The organism is Streptomyces doebereineriae, from assembly GCF_031845645.1.
GTDB lineage: Bacteria > Actinomycetota > Actinomycetes > Streptomycetales > Streptomycetaceae > Streptomyces > Streptomyces canus.
In genome coordinates, this window is record NZ_JAVREZ010000298.1 from 1 (window position 1) to 453 (window position 453).

At 73.7% G+C, this 453-nt stretch carries 1 pseudogene; it reads right to left on the minus strand.

Annotated elements, in window-relative coordinates:
* A pseudogene (locus RNB18_RS51965) lies at positions 1-453 on the minus strand (tetratricopeptide repeat protein); the annotation flags it as partial.

Below are 453 nucleotides of genomic sequence, written 5' to 3' on the forward strand. Positions count from 1 at the left end.
GGTAGTAGCGCTGGGCAGCGCCTTCCTGGCCGAGGTCGTGGTGCTTCCACCCTGCGAGGTAGGCGAGTTCGGCGACGGCGCCGAAGGCGGTCCGGCGTAAGGCTTCGCTGGGGAAGCGTCCGCGCAGCATGGGGGCGGCGGTGTCGGCGAGGTACGCGGTGACGGTGGTCAGGCCGTGCCCGCCGCCGAGGCGCTCGTCGGCGGCGCTGAAGGCCGCGGTGATCTGGCGTACGACGTCCACGTCCTCCGCGCCGACCAGGGACGTGCCGGTGCGGGCGCGGAGCATGCGGGCGGTGGCTTCGTGGTCGTATCCGAGCGGCATGGCGACGCCGGCGGTGGTGAAGGCCGCGATGGCGAGGAAGCGGCGGCGCTCGACGTCGGCGCGGCCCAGGTCGGTAGCCGCGAGGACGGGGTCGGATTCCGCCGGCGCTTCGTCATCACTGCTCTGGAGGC